The sequence below is a fragment of the Roseateles sp. FW305-36 genome, from assembly GCF_058787015.1.
The window spans coordinates 455,709-479,657 of sequence record NZ_JBYSZK010000001.1; the positions used below are offsets into that span (position 1 = coordinate 455,709).

Consider the following 23,949-nt stretch of genomic DNA (forward strand, 5'->3'; position numbering starts at 1 on the left):
CCGGGCGTCGGGCGACGCCTTCGGTTGGGGCACTACTTTACGTGGGCCTCAGTCCGAACTCCCGAGCGTTGCCGCCACCTTCCGCGTCTGCCCGCTTCGCCAAACACTGAGCGTCACCTTCTCCCCGATCTGCCGGGTCTCCAGCAACGACAGCATGTCGTCCAGGTCCGCCACCGCCTGGCCGTCGACGGCCGTGATGACATCGCCCTGCACGATGCGCCCGCTGCGGTCGCGGCCGAAGGGCTTGAGGCCGGCGGCGGCGGCCGGGCTGGCGTCGGCCACGTTGACGAGCAGCACGCCCTTGGGCGCGCCCAGCGCCTTGGCCAGGTTTTCCGGCCCGGCGGTCACGCCGAGGGCGGGCCGGATGAAGCGCCCGTCGCGGATCAGGCGCGGCACGATGCGATTCACTTCGTCGACCGGAATCGCAAAGCCTATGCCCGCGCTCGCCCCGCTGGGGCTGTAGATGGCCGTGTTGACGCCGATCAGCCGTCCTGCCGAATCCAGCAGCGGACCGCCCGAGTTGCCGGGGTTGATGGCCGCGTCGGTCTGGATGGCGCCCTTGATGGTGCGTCGCGTGACCGACTCGATCTCGCGGTTCAGGGCCGAGACGATGCCCGTCGTCAGCGTCTGGTCCAGGCCGAAGGGGTTGCCGATGGCATAGACCTTCTGGCCGACCTGCAGGTCGCGGCTGGCACCGACTGAGATGGCGGGCAGCTTGTCGCGCGGCGCCTCGATGCGCAGCACGGCGATGTCGCGGTCGGGGAAGGCGCCGACCAGCTTGGCCGGGTAGCTGCTCTGGTCGTTCAGCGTCACGGTGGCGCGGTCGCCGCCCTGGATGACGTGGAAGTTGGTGACGATGTGGCCGGCGTCGTCCCAGACGAAGCCGGTGCCCGTGCCGCTCGGCTGCTCGCTGGTGCGCAGGGAAAAGAAATCTCTTTGCACGGACAGCGTCGTGATGTGCACCACCGACGGGCTGACGCGTTTGAAGACACCGATGTTGTTCTGCTCCTCGGCGTCCAGCGCGCCGCGGGCGTTGACGACACGGGGTTGTGCATGGGTCTTGGTCTGGGCTTGGGCGCTTCCCGCGCCGAGCAATACGATGAGCGCAAGTGTCAGCAGACGCATGGGCATGGCGCAAACAGGGAGAAAGCTTGTGATGATGGCTATTTTGGTAGGAGATCGCCGCGTGGCGATGAAGCGATGGGGCCTGGGGCTGGGCCTGTGCCTGGCGATGTCGGGCGTCGGCGCACAGCAGGTCTGGAAATGCGAGGTGAACGGCAAGATCAATTTCAGCGACAAGCCGTGTCCGCAGGCCGGCCAGCCGGTGGCAGAGCGCAGCTTGCGGCCCAATGTGGTGGAGGCGATCAAGCCGGAGGTCGTGGACGCCGCCATGGGCCGGGCCCCGGCGGCCTCTGCGCCGCCCGTCGCCTCGGGCAATGCCTGCCCCGGCGACAGCGAAGTCCGCAGCATGGAGACGCGGGCCAACTCGACGACGCTGGGCGATGCCGAACGGCAGTTCCTGCAGGACGAAGTGCGTCGCGTGCGCCAGTGCCGCAGCGGCCAGGGGCGCTACCGGGATGCCGACTGGGTCATCAGCCGTGAAGCCCAGGCCGCGCAGACCCAGATCAGCGACCGCGCCCGCCAGGACGCCCGCCTGCGCGCCGAGGCCATGCACAGCGCCGCCGATCCTGACGAAGGCGACCGCATCGCCCGCCGGCGCATCGCCGAAGAGAAGATGCAGCGCCGCCAGCAGCAGCAACTGCAAAGAGTGCAGGGCATGGCGTCTTCTCCTACGCCCTAGCGGCGTTCCCAGGGCGGAACGGCGTTTGCCGATGAACTCCTGCGCGGCCCTTCCGTGCCGGCCGCGAATGGAGATCGGCAATGAAGCGCGTAACCCTGGGTGTGGCGATGGGACTGACGCTGGGCCTGGCCTCGGCTCAGCAGGTGTGGCGGTGCGAACAGGACGGTCAGGTGCGCTACACCGACCAGGCCTGCGAAAAGAGCGGCCGGCCCCTGCCGGCGCGTGAACTGAAAGCCAATGTGGCCGACGGCCCCGCGGCCGAGTCCGCGCGGGCAGCGCCGGGGCCGTCCGGTGCCGCCGATGTGCCGGCATCGGCCGCTTCAGCCGTTGCCGAAGAGCGCGCGCCGGTTCAGCCGGCGAGAGTCCGGCAGGCCGCCGCGGGCAGCCGGCGCGCCCTCCGCGGCAAGCGGGCGCCGCTGCTGGCCCTGCAGGGTTTGATGGATACCGATTTTGTGCAGCGCGGCTATGTGCCGAAGCGGCAGAATCCGGCGTCCACGCCGAACCCCTAGTCCTGCATGCCTCCGGTCGCCGCCGCCACGACGTCGTCTTCACGCTCCGACCGCCTCGACGCCCTGCGCGGCCTGGCCATCGTCTGGATGGCGGCCTTCCATTTCGGCTTCGACCTCAACCACTTCGGCTGGATCCGCCAGGACTTCTACCGCGACCCGGTCTGGACCTGGCAGCGCGTCTGCATCGTCAGCCTCTTCCTGTTCTGCGCCGGTGGCGGCCAGGCCTTCGCCGTCATGGCGGGCCAGGGGGCCGGGCGCTTCTGGAAGCGCTGGGGCCAGGTGGCCGGCTGTGCTTTGCTGGTGTCGGTGGGCTCCTGGTTCATGTTCCCCAACAGCTGGATCAGCTTCGGCGTGCTGCATGGCATCGCCGTCATGCTGCTGCTGCTTCGCATGGGCCTGAGCCGCCTGCCCAACGCCATGCTGCTGGCTCTGGCCGCGCTGGCCATCGCCGCGCCGCGCCTCGCGCAGGCTGCCTTCTTCGACACGCGCTGGACCAACTGGATCGGCCTCGTCACCCACAAGCCCATCACCGAGGACTATGTGCCGGTGCTGCCCTGGCTGGGTGTCATGTTGCTGGGTTTCGTGGTCACGCGCATGCGGCCCCAGGTCTGGGCCGGCGGCGCGCCGCGGCCTTTGGCCGTGCTGGGGCGCTGGTCGCTGAGTTTCTACATGGTCCATCAGCCGGTGCTGATCGGCTTGCTGATCGTGGTTCAGGTCTTGAAGGGAATGTGATGCGAAAGATGCTCGTGGCCGTGCTTGGCCTGTTTGTCGCGGCGGCCGCAACAGCGGCGCCTTTCGCGTGGCCGGGCGGCGCCCAGGCCGCCGTCAGCCTGGGCTATGACGACGCGCTGGACAGCCAGCTCGACCATGTCATCCCGGCCTTGAACAAGCGCGGCCTGCGCGCCAGCTTCTACATCCCCATCAACGGTCCGACCTTGCCAGGCCGCCAGAACGAATGGAAGGCCGCGGCCGCAGCCGGGCATGAGCTGGGCAATCACAGCCTCTTCCACAGCTGCTCGTCCAAGGGGCCGGGTCGGGAATGGGTGCAAGCGCATCGTGACCTGGAGAAACAGATGGCGGCCGCCGTGCAGGAGCAGGTCATCGCCGCCAACACCTGGCTGCAGGCCCTGGACGGCAAGACCAAGCGCACCTTCACACCGCCCTGTCTGGACATGCAAGCCGGTGGCCAGGATTTCGTCGCAGCCCTCAAGCCTCATTTCGTGGCCTTTCGCGCTGCCGGCCCCGGTCTGGTGACCGACACGGCCGCCCTGGATCCCTACGCCATGCCGGTCTACTTCGTCGAGGGCTGGACGGGTGAGCAGCTGATCGCGCTGGTCGAGAAGGCGGCGGCCGAGCACGCACCGGTGGTCCTGCTTTTCCATGGCGTCGGTGCCGAGTACCTGAGCGTCACCCGCGAGGCCCACGACCAACTGCTGGACCATCTGGCCAAGAACAAGACGCGCTTCTGGACCGACACCATGGTCAACATCATGGAGAACGCTCGCAAGCAAGCCGGCCGCTGAACCGACAATGCGGCCATGAGTTCCCCCAAGTCCGTCCTGTTCGGCTTCCATGCCGTCACCGTCCGCCTCAAGACCCATCCCGCCTCCGTCGCCGAGGTCCATTTCGACCCGGCCCGACGCGACCAGCGCATGCGTGCCTTCGTCGAGCGCGCCAAGGAGGCCGGCGCCAAGCTGGTGGAGAGCAGCGACGAGCGCCTGAGCCAGCTGGCCGGCAGCCCGCGCCACCAGGGCGTCGTCGCCCGTGTGGCCGCCATCGCCCAGCCGCATTCCCTGGATGACGTGCTCGACGCCGTCGAAGGTCCGCCGCTGGTGCTGGTGCTGGATGGCGTGACCGACCCCCACAACCTCGGCGCCTGCCTGCGCGTGGCCGACGGCGCCGGGGCGCATGCGGTGGTCGCGCCCAAGGATCGTGCCGTCGGCCTGAATGCGACGGTGGCCAAGGTGGCCAGTGGCGCGGCCGAGACCGTGCCCTATCTGATGGTCACCAACCTGGCTCGCACGCTGAATGAGCTGAAGGAGCGTGACATCTGGGTGGTGGGCACGTCCGACCAGGCCGAGCGCTCCATCTACGACCTGGACCTGAAGCGCCCGATCGCCTTCGTGCTCGGCGCGGAAGGCGAGGGCATGCGCCAGCTGACGGCCAAGACCTGCGACGAACTGGTGCGCATCCCGATGGCCGGGGCTGTAGAGAGCCTGAACGTTTCCGTCGCTTCCGGGGTTTGCCTCTACGAGGCCTTGCGCCAGCGTCGATAATTCTGACTATTCAGAAAAATTGGGAGCCCCGTCATGGCCGTCATCGAAGTCAAGCACCCCCTCGTCAAGCACAAGATCGGGCTGATGCGCGAGGCCGACATCTCGACGAAGAAGTTCCGCGAGCTGACCGGCGAGGTGGCGCGGCTGCTGGCCTATGAGGCCACGGCCGACTTCCCGACCGAGAAGGTCACCATCAACTGCTGGAGCGGCCCGGCCGAGGTCGACCAGATCTCGGGCAAGAAGGTCACCGTCGTGCCCATCCTGCGCGCCGGCCTGGGCATGCTGGACGGTGTGCTGGACATCCTGCCCAACGCCAAGGTCTCGGTCGTCGGCCTCGCGCGCGACCACGAGACGCTGAAGCCGGTGAACTACTTCGACAAGTTCGTTGGCAATCTCGATGCCCGCACCGCCCTCATCATCGACCCCATGCTGGCCACGGCCGGCAGCATGATCGCCACCGTCGACCTGCTGAAGGCGCGCGGCTGCAAGGACGTTCGGGCCCTGGTGCTGGTGGCTGCACCCGAGGGCGTGAAGGCCCTGCAGGCGGCTCATCCCGATGTGCGCTGCTGGACGGCCGCCATCGACAGCCACCTCAACGACGTGGGTTACATCATCCCGGGTCTGGGCGACGCGGGCGACAAGATCTTCGGCACGACCCAAGGCTGAGTTTTCAGCCCAGCACCTCGCTCAGCGCCCGACGCAGCAGCGCCAGCCCCTGGTCGACTTCGGCCGCGCTGATGTTCAGCGCGGGCATCAGTCGAATGAGGTGAGGGCGGGGCGCATTCAGCAGCAGGCCAACAGGTTCCAGCGCCTGCGCCGCAGCCACCACCTCACCCGCGACGTCTGACGGCAGCACCAGTGCCCGCAGCAGGCCCTGGCCGCGCTCGCCCAGCAGGCCCAGGTCCCGCACAAGTTCCTGCAGGCCGCTGCTGAGCTGCTGGCTGCGCGCCTGCACGCCGGCGAGGAAGCCCGGCCGGCAGACCTCGTTCACCACCGCCAGCCCGACGGCGGCCATCAGCGGATTGCCGCAGAAGGTGCCGCCCTGGTCGCCGGGCTCGAAGCAGTTGAATTCTTCCTTGCACAGCAGGGCGGCCAGCGGCACGCCGCCGCCCAGGCCCTTGGCGAGGGTCATCAGGTCAGGTTCGATGCCGTAGAGCTCGTGGGCGAAGGCCGTCCCGCAGCGACCGATGCCGGTCTGCACCTCGTCGACGATCAGCAGCACCTCGCGCTCGGCGGTCAGCGCGCGCAGCTCACTCACGAAGCCCGGGTCGGCGACGACGACGCCGGCCTCGCCCTGCACCAGCTCGATCATCACGGCCGCCGTGCGCGGCGTCATGGCGCGCTCAACCGAGGCGATGTCGTTGAAACGCGCCTTCACGAAGCCCGTCGGCATGGGCGGGTAGATGTCGCCCCAGCCCGGCTTGCCCGAGGCGCTCATCATGGCCAGGGTGCGGCCATGAAAGGCCTGCTCGAAGCCGATGATCTCGTGGGCACCGCCACGCCGGCGGCTGCCCCAGCGGCGTGCCAGCTTGACGGCGCCTTCATTGGCCTCGGCGCCCGAGCTCGCCAGGAAGACCCGGTCGAAGCAGCTCACTTCCATCAGCCGCCGGGCCAGGTCCAGCAGCGGCCGGTTGTAGTAGGCCGGGCTGGGGTTCAGCAGCCGGCGGGACTGCTCCAGCAGGGCCTGAGTGATCAGCGTCGGGCTGTGGCCGAGGCTGTTCACCGCCCAGCCCTGCACCAGGTCGAGATGGCGCTTGCCGCCCTCGTCGGTCAGCCAGGCGCCCTGGCCGTGGGCGAACACCGTGTCCGGCCGTTGCGTGATGGTGATGAGGTCTTGTCCGGGTGTGTTCAAGGCAGTCCTTCGTTGCTGACCGGCAGTTTGCGTTTGGACTGGCATGGCCGCCATGACGCAGTTCCCACCTTTTCTGCCAAGATGCATCCATGACCTGCCGCATCGCCTATGTGCTCTTCCCGGGCTTCCAGCAGTTCGACCTGGCCGGGCCGATGGCGGTGTTCGAGCTGGCCCGGCTGGCCTTGCCGGGCAGCTATGAATGGCGCCTCGTGGCCAGTTCACCGCCCGCTGTGCGCAGCTCCGCCGGCGTCGACTGGCTGGTGCAGGCCCTGCCGCGCCGCCTGGGCGATCTCGACCTCGTCATGGTCATCGGCGGCGATGGCGTGGACGGTGCCTGCCGGGACGACCGTCTCCTCGCCTGGCTGCGCCGCGCCGCGCAGTCCGGCGCGCGCATCGCCAGCATCTGCAGCGGCAGCCTGGTGCTGGCGGCGGCCGGCCTGCTGGACCGGCGCACGGCGACGACGCATTGGTCGCGCAGCCGGCAGTTCGCCACCGACTACCCCGAGGTTCGCCTGCAGCCGGATCGCATCTATGTTCGCGAGCCCGGGGTGCGCGAGCAGCGCCGGCCCGAGCTCTGGACCAGCGCCGGCATGACGGCCGGCATCGACCTCTGCCTGGCCCTGCTGGCCCATGACCACGGCGAGGACATCGCTCGGGAGGCCGCGCGCCAGCTCGTCGTGGAGAGGCGACGACCCGGCGGGCAGTCGCAGTTCTCGCCGCTGCTGGAGTTGCAGCGTCCGGAGGGACGTTTCGGGGCCTTGCTCGACGACCTGCGCCGTGACCTGCGGCGCGACCACCGCGTCGAGGACCTCGCCGCCCGGGCCTGCATGAGCCCGCGTCACTTCGCACGCTGCTTTCGCGCCGAGACCGGCGCCACGCCCGCTCAGGTGGTGGAGCGCCTGCGGGTGGAGGCTGCGCGGGCGGCGCTGGAGGGCGGAGCGGCGTCAGTGCTGCGGGTGTCGCTGGACTGCGGCTTCGGCAGCACCGAGCGCATGCGGCGGGCTTTCCTGCGCCTGCTTGGCCGGCCGCCGGCGGCCTTCCGGCCGGGCGCCTCGGCCGCAGGTGAAATTTCACCGCTGCGGCGCTGATCCCTGCGGGCGCCCACTTGCGTCAGTACAGGCAGGTAGACCAAGCCCGGTCGGCCACCGACCTGACTCAAGGAGGCCATCATGGCCACGCTTTCCATGCCCACCATCACCCTCGGCGCCATCAGCAACGGCAAGCGCTCGGTGACCACCCAGGCCGGCTTCGGGGTCTAGACGAGGCCGAGCGCCCCGAGCACACCGCCGCCCAGCACCATCCAGACGAGGCCCAGCCTCGTCTTCAGGGTCAGCAGCACGGTGACGGCGATCAGCGCCACCGTGCTCCAGCGGTGGGCCTCGGCGCGCAGATAGGGCAGGGCCAGCAGCCAGCCGGTGGCGACGATCAGCCCGAGGGTCAGCGGCATCATGCCGGCCGAGAAGGCCCGCAGCACGACGTGTTCACGGTTGGCGCGCGCCCAGCGCGTGGCGGTCAGCGTCAACACCGAGGACGGTAGCATCATGCCGCCCATGGCTGCCGCCGCGCCCGCCAGCCCGGCGACGTTCCAGCCCAGCACGGCGACGAACAGGATGTTGGGCCCCGGCGCGGCCTGGGCCAGCGCGATGGAGGAGGTGAAGCCCTCGTCCGTCAGCCAGCCCGTCTTGTCGACGAGGAAGCGGTGCATCTCCGGCACCGTCGTGATGCCGCCACCCACCGCCAGCAGCGACAGCGTCAGGAAGTGCAGGAAGAGGCTGAAGAGGTCGACGGGAGCGTTCATGACCGCATCCGCCACCACGCCAGCAGCATTCCTCCGCCGCCGAGCAGCGCCAACACATAGACGAGAGGCCAGCGCAGCAGGCCGATCAGCAGGAAGGCCGCCAGCGCCAGGCCGAGAGCCGTGATTTGCCCGAGCGGACTCTTCTTCAGCGCCGGCAGCAACTTGATGCCGGTGGCCACGATGAGGCCGGCCGACACCGCGCCCATGCCGCGCAGCGTGTTCGCCGCGATGGGGTGGGAGGCGACTTGGCCGTAGGCCATGGCCAGGCCCAGCACGACGATGGCGGGTACACCGAGCATGCCGGCCAGCGCGACGAAAGCGCCGCGCAGGCCGAAGAAGCGGTCGCCGATCATCATCGACATGTTGACGATGTTGGGCCCCGGCAGCACCTGGGCGATGGCCAGGGTCTCGACGAACTCTTCCTTGCTCATCCAGCCCAGGCGTTCCACCAACTCGCGCTGGGCCACCGCCAGCACGCCGCCGAAGCCCTGCAGCGCCAGGCGCGAGAAAGCCAGGAAGAGTTCGGTGAGGGACTGCGGACGGTTCACCACGGGAACTTCAGCGATGCACCTTCAGCGCGTCCGGGTTGACGATGTTCGTCGGCTGCGCCTGGATGAAGTTCAGCACGTTGTCGAAGGCGGCGTCGAAGTAGAGCTCGTAGCTGTCCTGCTCCACGTAGCCGATGTGCGGCGTGCAGACGGCGTTCTCCAGCCGCAGCAGCGGGTGGCCCTGCAGGATGGGCTCGCTCTCGAAGACGTCGATGGCTGCCATGCCGGGTCGGCCGCGGTTCAGGGCCGACACCAGGGCGCCCTCGACGACCAGTTCCGCCCGCGAGGTGTTGACGAACAGGGCCGTCGGTTTCATATGGGCCAGATCGTCCGGCGTGACGATGCCGCGGGTGGCATCGCACAGGCGCAGATGCACGGACAGCACATCGGCGCCGGCGAAGAACTCCTCGCGGCTGGGGGCCGCCTGGTGGCCGTCGGCCTCGGCCTTCAGCCGCGAGGCCTCGCTGCCCCAGACCATGACCTTCATGCCGAAGGCGCGGCCATAGCCGGCCACCAACTGGCCGATCTTGCCGTAGCCCCAGATGCCCAGCGTCTTGCCCTTGAGCACCATGCCGACCCCGAAGTTGGCGGGCATGGACGCCGCCTTCAGCCCGGCCTGCTGCCAGGCGCCATGCTTGAGGTTGCCGATGTACTGCGGCAGCCGGCGCATGGAGGCCATGATCAGGGCCCAGGTCAGCTCGGCCGGCGCCACCGGGCTGCCGACGCCCTCGGCCACCGCGATGCCCAGCCGCGTGCAGGCCTCGACGTCGATGTGGCTGCCGACCCGGCCGGTCTGGGAGATCAGCTTGAGCTTGGGGAGTTTTTCCAGCAGTTGGCGCGGGAAGGCGGTGCGTTCGCGGATGAGCACGAGGACTTCGGCGTCGCGCAGCCGGACCGACAACTGGCCTATGCCCTTGACGGTGTTGGTGAAAACCTTGGCATTCAGCGGCTCCAGCTTGGCCGCGCAGCGCAGCTTGCGCACGGCATCCTGGTAGTCGTCGAGGATGATCACATTCATGGTCGGGGCCCGTGCCGAGATCGTCGTCGGCCTGGAGGCATCACGTTTTAGGGCATTGTGCCCTCGGCCGATGCAGGCTCAGGGCGTGCTCGCTACGATAGTTTTCCCTCAAGGAGACACCCGATGACTTCGATTTCCATGCACACCGCGAGCGTCCCGGCCTTTGCCAAGATGCTGTCCAACATGCTGAACTGGCTGGAGGCCGCCAAGGCCCATGCCGAGGCGCGCAAGTTCCCGGCTGACAACTACCTCACGCTGCGCCTGGCCCCGGACATGCTGCCCTTCACCAAGCAGATCCAGATCGCCAGCGACGCCGCCAAGGGCTGCGTGGCCCGCCTGGCCAGCCAGGAGATTCCCAAGTACGAGGACAACGAAGCCACGCTGGACGAACTGGCCGAGCGCATCCGCAAGACCCGTGACTTCGTGCTGTCGGTGCCCGAATCCGCTTTCAAGGGCAGCGAAAGCCGCGAGATCACCATCCCGCGCCGCAGCGGCGATCCGCTGAAGTTCGACGGCATCACCTATCTGCAGCACTTTGCGCTGCCGAACTTTTATTTCCACGCGACAACGACTTACGCCTTGTTGCGCCACTCCGGGGTGCCGCTGGGCAAGAACGACTACCTCGGGGGCTGATTCCCCAGTTTGACCCCGCCAGGGTGGGAAATGCTGCGCAATCCGCAGCCTATTCCCCGCTCCCAACGGGGTGGTGCGGCTTGAAAATCGGGGGAACATCCGATCACGCCGCCCTCCGCATGGACATGTCGACGCCTACCGCTGCACAGCCCCAAGGAATTGCCCTCGTCGAGCAATGGCTGGAGCTGGCCCGCAGCGGCCAATGGCCCTTGCCCCAGGTCATGGAAGCGGCCTCGCGCCTGCAGGCGGCCGGCGCCCTGGATGCCGCCGTGCTGCTTTACCAGAGCTGGGTGGCCGCCACCGCTTCGCCGCTGCGCCATGTGGCCTGCTTCAACTGGGGCGCCATCCTGGGCGAGATGCGCCGCCACACCGAGGCGGAGAACGTCTACCGCATGGCCCTGACCCTGGCGCCGACCTTCGCCCAGGCGCGTCTGAACCTCGGCCACCAGCTGGAACACCAGGGCCGCGAGGAAGAGGCCCTGGCGGAATGGCGCACGGTCTACGACAACGAGAACCCCGAAAGCGTCGGCGCCGAGCCGCTCAGCCTGCGCCTTCACGCCTTCAACAACGCCGCCCGCCTGCTGGAGCAGCTCAAGCGCTATGACGAGTCCGAGGCGCTGATGCGCCGCTCGCTGGAGCTGGACGCGCGCCAGGGCGACGTTGCCCAGCACTATGTCCACATCCGCCAGAAGCAATGCGCCTGGCCGGTCTACCAGACCTTCGGCGAGGTCACCCACAACCATCTGCTGATGAGCACCTCGCTGCTCGGCATGCTGGACGAGAGCGACGACCCGGCCCTGCAATTGCTGACGGCCCAGCGCTTCGTGCTGGAAAAAGTCGTCAAGGTCACCGAGCCGCCCCTGCACAAGGGCCGCCAGCGCGAAGGCAAGATCCGAATAGGCTATCTGTCCGGCGACCTGCACATGCACGCCGTGGGCCTGCTGACGGCCGAGCTCTACGGGCTGCACGACAAGAGCAAATTCGAGATCCACGCCTTCAGCTGGAGCAAGGAAGACGGCACGCCGCTGCGCGCCCGCATCAAGTCGGCCTTCGACCACTACACCCCGCTGCACGGCGTGCCCGACCGTCGTGCCGCCGAGATGATTGCCGAGGCCGGCATCGACGTCCTCGTCGACCTGCAGGGCCTGACCAGCGGCGCCCGTCCGGGCATCCTGGCCTACCGTGGCGCCCCCATCCAGGTCAGCTACCTGGGCCTGCCGGCCACCTCGGCCCTGCCGGGCGTGGACTGGATCCTGGCCGACCGCTTCGTGATGCCGCCGGAGTCCCTGCCGTATCACACCGAAAAGCCCATCTACCTGCCGCACTGCTACCAGGTCAGCGACCGCACCCGCGCCGCCAACCCGGCGCCCAGCCGTGCCGAGATGGGGCTGCCGGAAGGCGCCTTCGTCTTCTGCGCCTTCAACAACAACCACAAGATGAGCGAGCAGGTCTGGCGCTGCTGGATGCGTGTGCTGCGCCAGGTGCCCGACAGCGTGTTGTGGCTGCTGGCCGACAACCCCTTTGCCCAGGCCAACCTGACCCGTGTCGCGGTGGAAGAGGGCATCGCGCCCGAGCGCCTGGTGTTCGCGGGCCGCGCCCAGCCGGCCGACTACCTGGCCCGCTTCACGCTGGCCGACCTGTTCCTGGACACCTTCCCCTACAACGCCGGCACCACGGCCAGCGACTGCCTGTGGATGGGCACGCCCATCCTGACGCGCTCCGGCAAGACCTATATCTCCCGCATGGCCGGCAGCCTGCTGACGGCCGTCGGCCTGCCCGACCTGATCACGACCACGCTCGAGGAGTACGAGCAGCGCGCCATCCAGATCGGCAACCAGCCCGCCCGTGCGGCGTCCTACAAGCGTTACCTGGCCGAGTACGGCCACAGCTCGCCGCTGTTTGACATCCCGGCCATCGTGCGCGATATAGAGCATGAATTCGAGCGCCTGGCGCTCGATGCAAGGCAAAAGGCCTAAATGCCACGCCAGCACGACCCCTTCTTCGACGGCCAGCCGCAAGCGCCGGGCCTGCGCCTGGCCGCCAATGGCGAGCCGCCGCCGGCACCCGATCCGCTGGAAGGCCTGGCCAACCAGCCGGCCGGCGATCCGCTGCTGCAGGCCCTGTCCTGGCTGACCCGCCACCACGGCCGGCCGCGCTCGCCCGAGTCGCTGCGCGCCGGGGCGCCGGTGGAAGGTCCGCTGGCACCCGACGGCGCCATCCGTGTCATGCGCGAGGCGGGCTACAACGCCGGCCTGCTGCGCAAGTCCATCGACGACATCCACGAGCTGCTGCTGCCGGCCGTGTTGCTGCTCAATGGCGGGGATGCCTGCGTGCTGGTGCGCCGCCTGGACGACCCGGCCCAGGTCGCCGCCGGCAGCTGCCGTTACGAAGTCGTCTTCCCCGGCCCCGAGGCGGCCGCGGTGCCGGCCACGACCGCCGAGCTGGACCCCGAATACAGCGGCTTCATGCTGGCCGTGTCGCGCCAGGAGGCCGCCCAGGGCCAGCGCGCCGAGTCGCCGCTGCTGAAGCTGGCTGACAAGGGGCTGGAGTCGCACTGGCTGTGGGGCACGCTGAAGCGTTTCACGCCTTACTACCGCGCCTCCATGCTGGCGGCCCTGCTGTCCAATGTGCTGATGCTGGTGTCGGGCCTGGTGACGTCCGTCATCTACGACAAGGTCATCCCCCACCAGGCCATGGTCACGCTGTGGACCCTGGCCGTCGGCGCCTCGGTGGCGCTGCTGTTCGACCTGTTCGCCCGCCAGCTGCGTTCCCACCTCATCGACCTGGCCGGCCGCAAGGCCGACCTCGTCATCGGCGCCAAGCTCTACCGCCAGACCCTGGGCGTGCGCATGGAGCACAAGCCCGCGTCGGCCGGTGCCTATGCGGCCTACCTGGCCCAGGTCGAAATGGTGCGCGAGTTCTTCACCGGCGCCACGCTGTCGGCGCTGTCGGACCTGCCTTTCCTGGTCATCTTCATCGGCATGACCTTCGTCATCGGCGGGCCGCTGGGCTGGGTGCTGGTGCTGGCCGTGCCCGTCATCATCGGTCTGTCCTGGGCCATCCAGGGCGCGCTGCGCCGGGCCATGCGCACGAACATGCAGGAGACTGCCGACCTGCACGGCACCCTCGTCGAATCCCTCGAGGGCCTGGAAGACCTGAAGACCTCGGGCGCCGAAGGCCGCTTCCTGCGCCGCTACGAGCGCACCACGGCCGTGGTGGCCGACACGGCCCTGACCTCGCGCGCGCTGTCGAGCTGGAGCATGAACCTCTCCAGCACGCTGCAGCAGGCGGTCAACCTCATCATCCTGGTCTGGGGCGTCTACCTCATCCATGACGGCGTGATCTCGGCCGGCGCGCTGATCGGCTCGGTCATGTTCGCCAGCCGCGCCGTCGCGCCGCTGGGCAGCCTCGTCAGCCTGGCCACGCGCTACCAGGGCGCCCGCGCCGCCATGCAGGCGCTCAACCAGATGATGAATGCGCCCGTCGAGCGCGACAGCAGCCGCAACTACGTGCCGCTGTCCCAGATCAGCGGCAAGGTGGGCCTGCACGACGTCGGCTTCGCCTATCCGCCTCAGGCCCATCCCGGCCAGCAGACGACCGAGGCGGCGGCACCCAAGGTGCTGCGCAACGTCACCATGCGCCTGGAGGCCGGCGAACGCGTCGCCATCCTGGGCCGCATCGGCAGCGGCAAGTCCACCATCCTGCGCATGCTCGGCGGCCTCTACCAGCCCACCGAAGGCATGGTGGAGGTCGACGGCATTGACCTGCGCCAGGTCGACCCGGCCGAGTACCGCGCCCGCGTCGGCTTCGTCAGCCAGGAGCCGCGTCTCTTCGTCGGCACCCTGCGAGACAACGTCATGATGGGCCGCGCCCACCTGGACGCCGGCCGCCTCGTCGAGGTGGCCAAGCTGACCGGTCTGGATCGCGTCGTCTCCTCCCACCCCATGGGCTGGGACCTGCCCGTCGGCGAAATGGGCCAGCTGCTGTCCGGCGGCCAGCGCCAGCTCGTGGCCCTGGCCCGCGCCCTGGTCACCAAGCCCCAGATCCTGCTGATGGACGAACCCACCAGCTCCATGGACGCCCAGAGCGAAATGGCCTTCCTGCGCCAGCTGCGTGACGCGGCCGGTACGGCGACCCTGGTGGTCGTGACCCACCGCCCGGCCGTGCTGGAGCTGGTGCAGCGCATCGTCGTCGTCGACGGCGGCCGCATCGTCATGGACGGCCCGCGCGACCAGGTGCTGGCGGCGCTGTCCGGCGTGCGCCCGGCCGCTCCCGGCGCCCAGGGCGGCGAGGGCGTGCACCTGCATCCTTCCGCCCAGCCCGTGCAGCGTAGCGCCAGCGTATGAGTGTCCTGACCAAGGAAGAGGGCGTCTTCGTCAGCGCCCTGCACGCCGCGCACATCGACGAGCCCCTGCCGCGCGCGACCTGGGCCCTCTATCTGCTGTGTGCCGTCGTCACGGTGGCCATCACCTGGTCGGCCCTGGCCAAGGTGGACGAGATCACGCGCAGCGACGGCCGCATCGTGCCGGATGGCCGCGAGCAGGTCATCGCCAGCCTGGATGCCGGCATCCTGCGCGAGCTCAAGGTGCGCGAAGGCCAGGAGGTGCAGGTCGGCGAGGAACTGGTCGACCTCGACCCCACCCGCGTCGAGGCCCAGCAGAACGAAGGCCAGGCCAAGCTGCTGGCCCTGAAGGCCGCCGCCGCGCGGCTGACGGCCGAGGCCAATGGCCGCGCCAGCATCCAGTGGCCGCGCGACGTCGACGCCAAGGCCCGCTATGCCCAGGGCGAGGCCGAGTCCTTCGAGGCGCGCAAGCACCTGCTGGACGAGTCCGTCGCGGCCGTCAACCGCAGCCTCGGGCTCATCTCCAAGGAACTCAAGCTGGCCCAGGACATGTCCAAGAGCGGCCTGATGAGCGACGTGGAAGTCATGCGCCTGAACCGCCAGGTCAACGAGATCCAGCAGCAGCGCGCCGAGCGCATCTCGCGCTATCGCCAGGAGGCCAGCCAGGAACTGGTGAGGGTGCAGAGCGAGATGGCCCAGCTCGACGAGCAGATGGTGGTGCGCCAGGACGCGCTGACCCGCACCGTGCTGAAGTCGCCCGTGCACGGCGTCGTCAAGAGCATCAAGGCCGGCACCATCGGCGGCGTCGTCGCCAGCGGCGCGCCCATCCTCGAGATCTCGCCCATCGGCCCCAAGGTGCTGGTGGAGGCGCGCATCAAGCCCAAGGACATCGGTTTCATCCGCCTGGGCCAGACGGCCGAGGTCAAGCTGGCCGGCTATGACTTCAACACCTATGGCGGCCTGGAAGGCAAGGTCACCTATATGGGCCCCGACGCCGTCACCGAAGGCGACAAGTCGGGCGAAGGCCATTACCGCGTCATCGTCACCGCCGAGCGCAACAACCTGAAGTACAAGGGCGAGAAGCTGCCCGTCATCCCCGGCATGACCTCGCAGGTCGAGATCAAGACCGGCGAGCGTTCGGTGCTCAGCTATCTGCTGCGGCCGATGATGAAGTCACAGGAAGCGCTGCGCGAGAGGTAGGCGTTCTGGCACTACCGCGCAGCGACTGGCAGCTTGACTTCATAGTGCTGTGGAGCAGCTTGCGCTTGCTGCGGGTTGAATTCGACGGCCATCAGTTTGTCGCCCATGGAGTAGAGGACCAGCGCCTTGTCGGCGGCGAGCAGTCGGGCTTCGTTGACCCGATCGGCCTTCTCGACCAGCACCCGGTAGTTGCTGCCGTCCGGGTTGGAGCTTGCGATCTGTATCAGGTCCGACTCGGTCAGTGCGCCGTCACCGTTGCTGTCTGCAGCGACAACGGCATAGACGCTGGAGACCCAGCCGCGATGGCGATCTCCGGGTTCGTCTTCCGGCACTGACCAGGTTTGGACGATCAGGCTTTCCATCGAGGGCTTCAGCCACCGCGTCGCTCTGCTGACGGGTTCGTAGTACAGGTAGTTGCGGACCGACGAGGCCTCCTTGGAGACCGAGCCGAGCGAATACGACTGCCTGATTCGCAGCGGCGCGCGCAAAACCGCGGTCCTTGGCAGGTCTTCGAAGCTTCCGAGCATGGCCTTGCTGGCCACGTCACCGCCGACAGCGACTCTGGCAACGTCGTCGACGTGTCTTGGCCGCGTTGCATCCTTGATGAACATGAAGGCCACAGAGCCCAGAACGATGATGGCCAGGATGCCGACGACCAGCAGGAGGATGGCGTTGATGCGCCAGAGCGTGGCAAAGAATCGGTGGGGCGTCATGGATCTTGATGCAGTGCGTGAGGAATCGTCCGGAGACGGCGGGTGCGTCGAGACTATGCCAACAAAGCAGGGGCCGGCGCTGCAACCGGAGGCTTGAGGGCTGGGGCAGGAGGCTTGGGTCGCCGCCGAAAACGACCCTCCCGCCCACCCTTTTCCGGGCTTTGGGACAGGGGTTGCAATGGTCTAGTGACGGAGCCATGCTGTACCTGCTCCGTCCCCTCATCGCCCTCGGCTTCGCCGTCCTCGGCTTCGCCGTCTTCGGCTCGCTTGCGCTGGCGCAGCCTCGCCCGGCCAAAACCGCCACGCCGCCGCCCGCTCCGGTGGCAGAAGCGCCGGCCGGCCAGGGCCGCTGCAACGAGGACGACGCCGGCCTGTCGCGCCTGGGCCGCGACATGAGCGCCCTGGAAACCCAGAACGGCGACCCGCGCGCCGCCCTGCAGTCGCTGATCGACGCGACGCTGTCGCGCAGCAAGGCCCTGGGCGCCGTGCGTCTGCTGGCCGATGCCGCCCGCTCCGACCTCGACGAGACGCGCGCCATGAGCCTGCCGACGGCGTCGCTGAGCGTCGGCATCAACGGCATCCACCAGAGTGTCGGCAGCACGACGGTCGGCCGGGGAGGCCAGCTCAGCACGACCCTGTCGGCCGGCATGCCGGTCTGGGACTTCGGCCGCATCGCCAAGCTGACCGAATGGCGCAAGGAACTGGCCGAAGTCGCGCAGCAGGGCCAACGCAGCGCCGAGGAGCAGCTGTCGCTGAACGTCGTCACTTTGGCCCTGGACCGCAGCCGCTATGTGCTGCAGGGCCAGGTCTACACCCAGTACGTGCGCAAGATGGCCTGCCTGGTCGATGCGCTGGAGATCATCACCAAGGCCGACCGCGGCCGCGCCAGCGAGCTGGTGCAGGCGCAGAAAAGCCTGCAGCAGGCCGACCTGTCGCTGGAGCAGACCATGTCGGCCCTGCGCCAGACCGAGGTGCGCATGCGCCGCCTGGTGGGCGAGCCGTTGCCGCCCAGCATCGGCATGACGGCCCAGCTGTCGGTCATGCCCGACCTGGAGCAGATGCAGAGCGACATCCTGCTCGGCGCCGACGTCGCTCAGGCCGAGGCGCAGGCGCGCTCGCAGCGCAGCTTCGCGGAATCCGTCATCGCCGGCCAGAAGCCCAGCGTCAACCTGACCGGCAGCGCCACCGCCATGTTCCGTAGCGGCCCGGGTGAGTCACGCTCGTCCGACATCGGCGCCGGCGTGTCCGTCACCATCCCGATCCTGCAGCCCGGCGCCCACGCCCAGGCCAGCGCCGCCGTGCAGCGCTACCGCGCCACCGTGCTGCAGCGCGACGAGGCCATCGAGGCCAAGCGCTACCGCCTGCTGGAGATGAACGAGGTCGGCATGTCCACGCTGGACCGCGCGCGCCGCATCGTCGAGATCCTGCGCAACAGCGACCGCGTGCGCGCCTCCACGCTGCAGCAATGGCAGCAGCTGGGCCGCCGCTCGCTGTTCGACGTGATGGCCGCCGAGGGCGATTACTACTCGATGCGCGTCGCCCATGTGAATGCGATGTTCGACGCCCAGCAGATCGTCGCCCTCATCTGGAGCATGGGCCGGGGCGTCGCCGCTCCTCTGCGTTAGGCATACTGAAAGCCGATCACAGTTCGGGAGACCTATCGATGACCGAAGGCAGCGGCTTCGTGCACTCGCACGCGCTGGTCGAATCCACGCAGATCGGGCCGCGCACGCGCATCTGGGCTTTCGTGCATGTGCTGCCGGGTGCCCGCATCGGCGCCGACTGCAATATCGCCGACCATGTCTTCATCGAGAACGAGGTCGTCGTCGGCGACCGCGTCACCCTCAAGAGCGGCGTGCATCTGTGGGACGGCGTCACGCTGGAGGACGACGTGCTGGTCGGCCCCAATGCCGCCTTCTCCAACGACCCCGCGCCGCGCAGCCGCGTCAAGCCCGCCGAGGTGCTGAAGACGCGCGTTCGCGCGGGTGCCAGCATCGGCGCCAACGCCACCATCCGGGCCGGCGTCACCATTGGTCCGGGAGCCCTGGTCAGCGACGGCGCCGTGGTCACGCGCGACGTGCCGCCGCGGGCCATCGTCGCCGGCAACCCGGCCCACATCACCGGCTATCTGGACACGCCCGAGGTGCAGGTCGACGGCCCGACCATCTCGGCCCAGCGGCTGGGTTCCCAGCTGCCCGCCTTGCAAGCGCGGGGCGCGAAGCTTCACGCCCTGCCCAAGATCGTCGACCTGCGCGGCGCTTTGAGCTTCGGCGAGATCGGCGCCCATCTGCCGTTCACGCCGCAGCGCTTCTTCATCGTCTACGACGCACCCAGCGAAGAGGTCCGCGGCGAGCACGCCCACAAGGTCTGCCACCAGTTCCTGGTCTGCGTGAAGGGCAGTTGCACCATCGTGCTGGACGACGGCGATCGGCGCGACGAGCTGCGCCTGGACAGCGCCAAGGTCGGCCTGCACATCCCGCCCATGGTCTGGGGCATCCAGTACCGCTTCTCGCCCGATGCCGTGCTGCTGGTGCTGGCCTCGGACACCTATGACGCGGACGACTACATCCGCAACTACGACGATTTCCTGGCCGCCGTCGGCAAGACGCCCGCATGAAGATCCCCTTCCTCGACCTGCAACCCACCTATGCCGCCTCGCGCGCGGCCATCGATGCGGCCCTGAGCCGCGTGGCCGGCAGCGGCTGGTTCATCATGGGCAAGGAGCTGGAGGCCTTCGAGGCGCAATGGGCCGGCTACTGCGGCTCGGCCCACGCGGTCGGCCTGGGCAATGGCCTGGACGCCCTGCACCTGGGCCTGCGCGCCCTGGGCGTGGGGGCGGGCGACGAGGTCATCGTGCCCTCCAACACCTATATCGCCACCTGGCTGGCCGTCAGCCAGTGCGGCGCGACGCCGGTGCCGGTGGAGCCCGATGCGCGCACCTACAACCTCGACCCGGCCCGCATAGCCGCCGCCATCACACCGCGGACCAAGGTCATCCTGCCTGTCCATCTCTACGGACAACCGGCGGACATGGAGGCGATCAACGCCATCGCGAAGAAGCGCGGCCTGCAGGTGCTGGACGACTGCGCCCAGGCCCATGGCGCGCGCTGGAGCGGCCGCCGCGTCGGCGGCACGGCGGACGTGTCGGCCTGGAGCTTCTACCCCGGCAAGAACCTCGGCGCCATGGGCGACGGCGGTGGCCTGACGACCCACGACGCCGGCGTGGCCGAGCGCGTGCGCGTGCTGCGCAACTACGGCTCCAAGGTCAAATACCACAACGAGGTCAAGGGCGTGAACTCGCGCCTGGACGAGATGCAGGCCGCGGTGCTCGCCGCCAAGCTGCCCGAGCTGGATGCGTTGACCAACGAGCGCCGCCGCATCGCCGCCCAGTTGCTGGACGGCCTGGCCGGCGCCAAGGTCGTGCTGCCTTTCGTACCTGCCGAGGCCGACCCGGCCTGGCATCTCTTCGTCATCCGCCACGAGGCCCGCGACCGCCTGCAGGCGGCACTGGCCGAGCGCGGCGTCGGCACGCTGATCCATTACCCGGTGCCACCGCATCTGCAGCCCGCCTATGCCGAGCTGGGCATGGGCGAGGGCGACTTCCCCATCGCCGAGGCCATCCACCGCGAGGTGTTGAGCCTGCCGCTGTGGCCCGGCATGAGCGAGGCGCAGATTGATGCCGTCGTCGCGGCGGTGAAGGCCTGCGCGTGAGCGAGTCCGCTGCGCTGGAGCACAGCCTGCGCCGCATGGCCGCTCAGCAGACGCTGTTCGCGCCGCGTCCCAGCCGCCTGGACCTGATGGGCCTGGCCCTCGACGCGCCACAGGGCGCCGCACGCCGCATCAACATCTGGCGCAACCACGCCATCGAGACGCTGTTGACCCTGGCCAAGCCTTATCTGGACTGGGCCGACCTGGCCCTGGACCCCTGGCTGTCGGGCTATGACGACAGCCTGTCCTTCGCCGAGTATGGGCCGGCCGAGTTGGAACTGCTTTGGCTGGACGCCTCGCGGCTGCCCACCGATGCGGGCTGGCTGAACGGCCGCATCGCCGCGCTGCGCGCGATGAGCCGTGCTCCCATCCTCGTGCTGGCCACCGCGCCCGCCGAGGCTTACGGCCCCGACGTGCAGGCCGCCGACCTCGCCGCCGTCTGCGCTGATGCCGGCGTGCCGCTGCTGGACGCGCGGCTGGCCAAGGTGGCCGGCTCACCGCTGTCCGCCGCGGCTCAATCCGTCATCGCCCGCGAGCTGGCCTGCCGCTGGCTGCCGGCCCTGCTGCTGTCGCCCGTCAAGGCCGTGGCGGTGGACCTGGATCACACCTTGTATGCCGGCGTGCTCGGCGAGGACGGTGCCGAAGGCGTGCAGCTGACGCCAGGCCACGAAGAACTGCAGCGCCAGATCAAGGCCCTGCGCGAGCGTGGCATCTTCATCGCGCTGGTGTCGCGCAACGAGCCCGCCGACGTGAAGGCCCTGTTCGAGACTCGCAGCGACTTCCCGCTGCGCTGGGACGATTTCTCCGTCACCGAGGTGTCCTGGGGCGACAAGGCCGAGGCGCTGCAGCGCGTCGCCCGGGCCCTCAACATCGATGTGTCGGCCGTGGCCTTCGTCGATGACAACCCCGGTGAGCTGGCCCAGGTGGCTTCGCGCCTGCCGACGCTGCGCAGCGTCTTCGCCCATGCCGACGCGGCGCTGACCGCGCGCGTGCTGGCCCATCTGCCGGCGCTGTGGCGCTGGCGGGTCAGCGCCGAGGATGCCAAGCGCGTGGACGATCAGCGCGCCAATGCCCAGCGCGCCGAATTGGCCGAGGCCGACCCCGAGGCCTATTTCAAGTCCCTGGGCGTCAAGCTGCGCTTCTCGCTGAACGACTCCGCACAGCTCGCCCGCATGGCCGAGATGAGCGGCAAGACCAACCAGTTCAACCTCGCTCTGGCCCGCCTGGGCGAGGCGGACTACGCGGCGCGTCTGGCCGACCCGACGGGCGCCGTCGTCACCATCGCCCTGGCCGACCGCTTCTCCGACAGCGGCGTCATCGGCCTGTTGGCGGCCCACACCGGCAGCGACGGCATCGTCGTCGACGAGTTGCTGATCTCCTGCCGCGCCATGGGCCGGCGCCTGGAGGACAGCATCGTCATCGGTGCCCTGCAATGCCTGCCCGCTGCGCCAGTGCGCTTCCAGGTCACCGAAGGCCCGCGCAACCAGCCCGCGCGCCAGTGGCTGGGCGAGGCCACAGAATGGCCGGCCGAGCGAGTCCAATCCTTCGCGCCGCCCGACGGCGTCCAGATCGAAAGAGTCCTTCCGTGATCCAGACCGTTCTCGACGCGCTGCGCGTCGTGCTCAAGACCGAGGTCAATGCCGACACGTCGGTGCACAACACGCCGCAGTGGGACTCGCTGCGCCATATCGAGGTCATCTTCGCGGTCGAGGATGCCACCGGCGTGCAGTTCGACGAGGCCGAGCTGAGCGAGCTGAACAGCGTGGCGCGCATCGTCGCGGCTGTCGAGGCCAAGCGTGCGCCATGAGCTGAGCCTGCGGGGCGCGGCCTTCGGGCTGCGGCCGGTGCGCGACGAGGACGCAGGCTTCATCGTCGGCCTGCGCAGCGATCCCGAGCTGGGCCGCTGGCTGAACCCGACCTCGCCCCATGTGGACGACCAGCTCGCCTGGCTGGCGCGCTATTACGAGCGGCCGGGCGATTACTACTTCGTCGTCGAGCGCCTGTCGACCGGCGCGCCCGAAGGTCTGATCGGCGTCTACGACGTCGAAGGTGGCGAGGCCGAGTGGGGCCGCTGGCTGCTCAAGCCCGGTTCGCTGGCCGCCGTGGAGAGCGCGGCGCTGATCTACCGCTGCGCCTTCGAGCAACTGGATCTCGACGCCGTCTGCTGCCGCACCCTGGCTGCCAATGAGCGCGTCGTGTCCTTTCACGATTCCTGCGGCATCGTCGAGCGCCGTCTGCTGCCCGGCCACGTCGAGCTGCGCGGCGAGCGCGTCGATGCCGTCGAGCACCGCCTGACGCGCGACGCCTGGCCAGCCATCGATGCGCGGCTGACCCAGCTGGCCCAACTCACCGCCCGGAGACTGCAGCGTGGCGCCTGATGCATTGCCCCAGGGCTTTGACTTCCACCACCTGGGCTATGCCTGCGCCGACCTGGCCAAGGACCGGTCGCAGTTCGAGCGCCTGGGCTACGTCGTCGAGGGCGAGGCCTTCGAGGATCTCGTGCAGGGCATCGCGGGCGTCTTCCTGACCGGTGCCGGCCCGCGCGTGGAGCTGCTGCAGAACCTGCCGGGCAGCGCGACGCTCAAGCCCTGGCTGGAGCAGGGCACGCGCATCTATCACTTTGCCTACCTCGTGCCCGACATGGCCCAGGCCCTGGCCTGGGCACGCACGCAGCGGGCTGTCACGACGGTTCAGCCCGTGCCGGCCGTGGCCTTCGGCGGGCGCCACATCGCCTTCGTGATGCTGCGCACCGGTTTCATGCTGGAGTTCATCGAGAAATGACCCAACCCGACCTCAACGCCATCGCCCAGAAGGCCTACCTGACCGATTCGACGGGGGAGGGCTTCATCGAGCCGCTGATCCACGCGACCCAGCTGCCCAGCCTGCTCGGCCGCATCGGCGCCGCGCCGCGCCGCGTGCTGGAGATGGGCTTCGGCGAAGGCACCATCACCGGGCCGTTGCTGGAGGCCGGCTACGAGGTCGAGCTGGTGGAGGGCTCCAGCGCGCTGTGCGACGACGCCCGCGCCCGCTTCGGCGCCGGGCTGCCGGTGCACTGCAGCTATTTCGAGCGCTTCACGCCAGCGCAGCGCTTCGACCGCGTGCTGGCCCTGCATGTGCTGGAGCATGTCGTGGAGGACGCTGCCGTCGTCGAGAAGATGCACGACTGGCTGTCACCCGGTGGCCAGGTCATCGCCGTGGTGCCCAATGCCGAGTCCCTGCACCGCCAACTCGCCGTCATGATGGGCCTGCAGCCCCGGCTCGATTCGCTGTCGCCTCGCGACCACCTCGTTGGCCACCAGCGCGTCTACGACCTGCCGGGCTTCATCGCGCTGTTCGAGAAGGCTGGCTTCGAGGTCGTCGAGCAGTTCGGCTATTTCGTCAAGACCGTGCCCAACGGCATGATGACCAGCTGGAAGCCCGAGCTGATCCGCTCGCTGACGCAGATCTCCGACCAGCTGCCGCCGCGCCTGCTGGCCAATATCGGCCTGGTGGCGCGACCCAAAGCATGAGCGAGATGGCCGGCTATTCCCGGCTTAGGCGCTGACGGGGCG

Annotated in this window: 25 protein-coding genes; 19 read left to right on the top strand and 6 right to left on the bottom strand. The window is 69.0% G+C overall.

Annotation, left to right across the window (positions count from 1 at the left end):
• Positions 1 to 48 precede the first annotated feature (48 nt).
• Complete coding sequence (locus AC3WOE_RS02135; protein ID WP_492687896.1) at positions 49 to 1,125, bottom strand: S1C family serine protease; 1,077 nt, start codon at positions 1,123 to 1,125, stop codon at positions 49 to 51.
• 67 nt (positions 1,126 to 1,192) lie between these two features.
• On the opposite strand from AC3WOE_RS02135, the gene AC3WOE_RS02140 reads away from it, so the two are divergent.
• The 6 genes from AC3WOE_RS02140 to upp all read left to right on the top strand — a co-directional run bounded on the left by AC3WOE_RS02140 (position 1,193) and on the right by upp (position 5,252).
• The gene (locus tag AC3WOE_RS02140; protein WP_492687898.1) at positions 1,193 to 1,801 is read left to right on the top strand and encodes a DUF4124 domain-containing protein; all 609 of its coding nucleotides are present in this window, start codon (positions 1,193 to 1,195) and stop codon (positions 1,799 to 1,801) included.
• Between the two features lie 80 nt (positions 1,802 to 1,881).
• Positions 1,882 to 2,310 (top strand): hypothetical protein, encoded by a 429-nt coding sequence (locus tag AC3WOE_RS02145; RefSeq protein ID WP_492687900.1) that lies wholly within the window; start codon positions 1,882 to 1,884, stop codon positions 2,308 to 2,310.
• A gap of 6 nt (positions 2,311 to 2,316) precedes the next feature.
• The gene (locus tag AC3WOE_RS02150) at positions 2,317 to 3,042 is read left to right on the top strand and encodes an acetyltransferase domain-containing protein (RefSeq protein WP_492687901.1); all 726 of its coding nucleotides are present in this window, start codon (positions 2,317 to 2,319) and stop codon (positions 3,040 to 3,042) included.
• Positions 3,042 to 3,833 carry a polysaccharide deacetylase family protein gene (locus tag AC3WOE_RS02155; protein WP_492687903.1) on the top strand — a complete coding sequence of 264 codons (792 nt, stop codon included), beginning with the start codon at positions 3,042 to 3,044 and terminating at the stop codon, positions 3,831 to 3,833. Before AC3WOE_RS02150 ends, AC3WOE_RS02155 begins: the two co-directional genes overlap by 1 nt.
• A 15-nt stretch (positions 3,834 to 3,848) precedes the next feature.
• Positions 3,849 to 4,586 carry a 23S rRNA (guanosine(2251)-2'-O)-methyltransferase RlmB gene (gene rlmB, locus AC3WOE_RS02160; protein ID WP_492687905.1) on the top strand — a complete coding sequence of 246 codons (738 nt, stop codon included), beginning with the start codon at positions 3,849 to 3,851 and terminating at the stop codon, positions 4,584 to 4,586.
• Between the two features lie 33 nt (positions 4,587 to 4,619).
• Entirely contained in the window at positions 4,620 to 5,252 is a 633-nt protein-coding gene (gene upp, locus AC3WOE_RS02165) for a uracil phosphoribosyltransferase (protein WP_477933882.1), read from the top strand.
• 4 nt (positions 5,253 to 5,256) lie between these two features.
• On the opposite strand, the gene AC3WOE_RS02170 is transcribed toward upp, so the two are convergent.
• On the bottom strand, positions 5,257 to 6,438 hold the full coding sequence (locus AC3WOE_RS02170) for an acetylornithine transaminase (protein ID WP_492687907.1): 1,182 nt from the start codon (positions 6,436 to 6,438) through the stop codon (positions 5,257 to 5,259).
• An 89-nt stretch (positions 6,439 to 6,527) separates the two neighbouring features.
• On the opposite strand from AC3WOE_RS02170, the gene AC3WOE_RS02175 reads away from it, so the two are divergent.
• Positions 6,528 to 7,526, top strand: coding sequence for a GlxA family transcriptional regulator (locus tag AC3WOE_RS02175; protein WP_492687909.1), 999 nt, complete (start codon positions 6,528 to 6,530; stop codon positions 7,524 to 7,526).
• Positions 7,527 to 7,693: 167 nt separating this feature from the next.
• On the opposite strand, the gene AC3WOE_RS02180 is transcribed toward AC3WOE_RS02175, so the two are convergent.
• From AC3WOE_RS02180 to AC3WOE_RS02190, 3 genes are read right to left on the bottom strand one after another with little or no spacing between them, the layout of a single operon-like run.
• Positions 7,694 to 8,236, bottom strand: coding sequence for a chromate transporter (locus AC3WOE_RS02180; RefSeq protein ID WP_492687910.1), 543 nt, complete (start codon positions 8,234 to 8,236; stop codon positions 7,694 to 7,696).
• Positions 8,233 to 8,784: a chromate transporter gene (locus AC3WOE_RS02185; RefSeq protein ID WP_492687911.1), complete on the bottom strand. Its 552-nt coding sequence runs from the start codon at positions 8,782 to 8,784 to the stop codon at positions 8,233 to 8,235. Before AC3WOE_RS02185 ends, AC3WOE_RS02180 begins: the two co-directional genes overlap by 4 nt.
• 10 nt (positions 8,785 to 8,794) lie before the next feature.
• Complete coding sequence (locus AC3WOE_RS02190) at positions 8,795 to 9,802, bottom strand: D-2-hydroxyacid dehydrogenase family protein (RefSeq protein WP_492687912.1); 1,008 nt, start codon at positions 9,800 to 9,802, stop codon at positions 8,795 to 8,797.
• Positions 9,803 to 9,925: 123 nt separating this feature from the next.
• On the opposite strand from AC3WOE_RS02190, the gene AC3WOE_RS02195 reads away from it, so the two are divergent.
• From AC3WOE_RS02195 to AC3WOE_RS02210, 4 genes are all read left to right on the top strand, one after another.
• Positions 9,926 to 10,435 (top strand): DUF1993 domain-containing protein, encoded by a 510-nt coding sequence (locus tag AC3WOE_RS02195; protein WP_492687913.1) that lies wholly within the window; start codon positions 9,926 to 9,928, stop codon positions 10,433 to 10,435.
• A gap of 125 nt (positions 10,436 to 10,560) precedes the next feature.
• Positions 10,561 to 12,411 (top strand): O-linked N-acetylglucosamine transferase, SPINDLY family protein, encoded by a 1,851-nt coding sequence (locus tag AC3WOE_RS02200; protein ID WP_492687915.1) that lies wholly within the window; start codon positions 10,561 to 10,563, stop codon positions 12,409 to 12,411.
• Positions 12,412 to 14,781 carry a type I secretion system permease/ATPase gene (locus tag AC3WOE_RS02205; protein ID WP_492687917.1) on the top strand — a complete coding sequence of 790 codons (2,370 nt, stop codon included), beginning with the start codon at positions 12,412 to 12,414 and terminating at the stop codon, positions 14,779 to 14,781. It abuts the gene before it with no gap.
• On the top strand, positions 14,778 to 15,977 hold the full coding sequence (locus AC3WOE_RS02210; protein WP_492687918.1) for an HlyD family type I secretion periplasmic adaptor subunit: 1,200 nt from the start codon (positions 14,778 to 14,780) through the stop codon (positions 15,975 to 15,977). Before AC3WOE_RS02205 ends, AC3WOE_RS02210 begins: the two co-directional genes overlap by 4 nt.
• 11 nt (positions 15,978 to 15,988) lie before the next feature.
• Here the strand turns inward: AC3WOE_RS02210 and AC3WOE_RS02215 are convergent, their stop codons facing one another.
• A complete protein-coding gene (locus tag AC3WOE_RS02215; RefSeq protein WP_492687919.1) occupies positions 15,989 to 16,690 on the bottom strand; it encodes a hypothetical protein in 702 nt (233 codons plus the stop codon).
• 197 nt (positions 16,691 to 16,887) lie between these two features.
• Here AC3WOE_RS02215 and AC3WOE_RS02220 point away from each other — a divergent pair, with 197 nt between their 5' ends.
• From AC3WOE_RS02220 to AC3WOE_RS02255, 8 genes are read left to right on the top strand one after another with little or no spacing between them, the layout of a single operon-like run.
• Positions 16,888 to 18,315: a TolC family protein gene (locus AC3WOE_RS02220; RefSeq protein ID WP_492687921.1), complete on the top strand. Its 1,428-nt coding sequence runs from the start codon at positions 16,888 to 16,890 to the stop codon at positions 18,313 to 18,315.
• A 38-nt stretch (positions 18,316 to 18,353) separates the two neighbouring features.
• On the top strand, positions 18,354 to 19,307 hold the full coding sequence (locus AC3WOE_RS02225; RefSeq protein ID WP_492687922.1) for a WxcM-like domain-containing protein: 954 nt from the start codon (positions 18,354 to 18,356) through the stop codon (positions 19,305 to 19,307).
• Entirely contained in the window at positions 19,304 to 20,401 is a 1,098-nt protein-coding gene (locus AC3WOE_RS02230; RefSeq protein ID WP_492687923.1) for a DegT/DnrJ/EryC1/StrS family aminotransferase, read from the top strand. Before AC3WOE_RS02225 ends, AC3WOE_RS02230 begins: the two co-directional genes overlap by 4 nt.
• A complete protein-coding gene (locus tag AC3WOE_RS02235; RefSeq protein ID WP_492687924.1) occupies positions 20,398 to 21,987 on the top strand; it encodes an HAD-IIIC family phosphatase in 1,590 nt (529 codons plus the stop codon). The genes AC3WOE_RS02230 and AC3WOE_RS02235 overlap by 4 nt, the downstream gene beginning before the upstream one ends.
• Complete coding sequence (locus AC3WOE_RS02240; RefSeq protein ID WP_492687925.1) at positions 21,984 to 22,205, top strand: acyl carrier protein; 222 nt, start codon at positions 21,984 to 21,986, stop codon at positions 22,203 to 22,205. The genes AC3WOE_RS02235 and AC3WOE_RS02240 overlap by 4 nt, the downstream gene beginning before the upstream one ends.
• Positions 22,195 to 22,776, top strand: coding sequence for a GNAT family N-acetyltransferase (locus AC3WOE_RS02245; protein ID WP_492687926.1), 582 nt, complete (start codon positions 22,195 to 22,197; stop codon positions 22,774 to 22,776). The genes AC3WOE_RS02240 and AC3WOE_RS02245 overlap by 11 nt, the downstream gene beginning before the upstream one ends.
• Entirely contained in the window at positions 22,766 to 23,179 is a 414-nt protein-coding gene (locus AC3WOE_RS02250) for a VOC family protein (protein WP_492687928.1), read from the top strand. The genes AC3WOE_RS02245 and AC3WOE_RS02250 overlap by 11 nt, the downstream gene beginning before the upstream one ends.
• Entirely contained in the window at positions 23,176 to 23,907 is a 732-nt protein-coding gene (locus tag AC3WOE_RS02255; protein ID WP_492687929.1) for a class I SAM-dependent methyltransferase, read from the top strand. The genes AC3WOE_RS02250 and AC3WOE_RS02255 overlap by 4 nt, the downstream gene beginning before the upstream one ends.
• Positions 23,908 to 23,949 lie beyond the last annotated feature (42 nt).